Consider the following 506-nt stretch of genomic DNA (forward strand, 5'->3'; position numbering starts at 1 on the left):
GTAACGTCAGTGGTCCGGAAGTAGAACTGGGGCCGGTAACCGTTGAAGAAAGGAGTATGACGGCCACCTTCTTCTTTGGTCAGCACGTATACTTCAGCGAAGAACTTGGTATGGGGCTTGATGGAACCAGGCTTGGCCAGAACCTGACCACGTTCTACCTCTTTCCGGTCTACACCCCGCAGCAGAGTACCAATGTTGTCACCAGCCTGGGCCTGATCCAGCATCTTACGGAACATTTCCACACCGGTTACAACGGTCTTCTTGGTTTCTTCTCTCAGACCGACGATTTCTACTTCGTCTCCAACCTTAACAGTACCGCGCTCAACCCGACCGGTAGCAACAGTACCACGACCGGTAATGGTGAACACGTCTTCAACCGGCATCAGGAAGGGCTTATCGATATCCCGCTCAGGAGTGGGGATGTAGCTGTCAACAGCATCCATCAGTTCCCAGATCTTGCCGCACCACTGGCAATCCCGGGAGCCGCAGCCGCACTCCAGCGCCTT

The 506-nt window shown here is 54.5% G+C and carries 1 protein-coding gene; it reads right to left on the reverse strand.

Translation table 11 applies throughout. The features are described 5' to 3' along the window. On the reverse strand, positions 1 to 506 hold a 506-nt coding region (locus ULO1_RS05560; RefSeq protein WP_242947901.1), incomplete at both ends, for an EF-Tu/IF-2/RF-3 family GTPase.

The organism is Carboxydocella sp. ULO1, from assembly GCF_002049255.1.
Taxonomy (GTDB): Bacteria; Bacillota.